The organism is Xenorhabdus indica, from assembly GCF_014467235.1.
Lineage (GTDB): Bacteria > Pseudomonadota > Gammaproteobacteria > Enterobacterales > Enterobacteriaceae > Xenorhabdus > Xenorhabdus indica.
Genome location: NZ_NKHP01000084.1, coordinates 1 through 1168, shown reverse-complemented (window position 1 = coordinate 1168; position 1168 = coordinate 1). Strand labels below are relative to the sequence as shown.

General features: G+C 47.9%; 2 protein-coding genes. Both read left to right on the top strand.

The window, feature by feature from the left end; translation table 11 throughout:
- The coding region (locus tag Xind_RS19560; RefSeq protein WP_246432640.1) for a tail fiber protein at nucleotides 1–858 on the top strand (858 nt) is incomplete at its 5' end.
- Between the two features lie 2 nt (nucleotides 859–860).
- The coding region (locus Xind_RS19555) for a tail fiber assembly protein (RefSeq protein ID WP_187650944.1) at nucleotides 861–1168 on the top strand (308 nt) is incomplete at its 3' end.

The following is a 1168-nucleotide window of genomic DNA, read 5'->3' as shown; positions in this document are numbered from 1 at the left end:
GTTAATGCCAACGACAACGCCAACCGCCGCCTCGACAAAGCGCAGAACGGGGCGGATATCCCGGATAAGAAGGCATTTGTGAGCAACCTCGGTTTAGAGAAAACCGTCGAACTGGCGGCTAACGCCCTGGATAAACGTACAGGTGGGACAGTCAGTGGCGCGGTCACCGTTGGGCAATTAATGACCCCCGCACTGACGATAGGGAGTGGTGGCGTTTATGATGGCAACCGTGATGCGGCGAGTTTTGAGGGCAACAACATAGAAATTCGTTCATGGCACGGCGTGGGCTTTAAATCGACACACAATAGTCCCAATGATGTCACCTCCATTTATTTCAATACCCGCAATGGCGATATTGCGGCTCAAGGGAGTATTTCGAGTCAGGGTGATATTGCATCTCAGGGCAATCTTTCCATTCTGAAGAATGCTTCAGTAAAGGGAAAAATAAGTGCGGATGAAGGATTGATTGCCGGGACTGCATCACAGAATGCGATACTGACTCCCTGGGGAGATCTTCATGGTAACACATGGGGTGGGTGGCTTAGCCACTGGTTGAACGCCACGTTTGCCCGAAAGAATTCTGGAGTCGTTAGTGGTAAAGGCTGGTTTAAAGATGAGTCGACAGGACTGATTATACAGTGGGGGTCTGAATCGGAAAGTAACAGGAACTTCAGTTTTCCCCACATGTTTTCCGAAGCTTGCTTTGTTGTCTTAGTCACTAATTCAACTTCACAGGGGAGAAGTATAGATAACGCGTTTGGCTATCCGGTGAATAATTCCGAGTTTTATGCCGCAACAAAACGGGAAAATGGCATAGTTAATGGTTTTCCGGTGGCATGGCTGGCAATTGGGAGGTAACAATGAAAAATATTCAACACAATAAAACAAAACGAAAATTCGATAATGACTGGTTTTATAGTGCCTCTGAAAATGGTTTTGTTTATCGGCCGTATGATGAACAGGGTGCTTATCCAGACGACGTGAAACCGATCACCGATGAATTGTACAAAAAAATGTTTGAAGGCCAATCAGACGGTAAGCGGATAGTGGCCGGTGCGGATGGCCTGCCTACCTTGATTGAGTTACCCCCGCCGACACCGGAGGAGCTACAGCAACAGGCCGAATCAGAAAAGCGTTATCGCATGTCACAGGTGGCAAATACCATTGC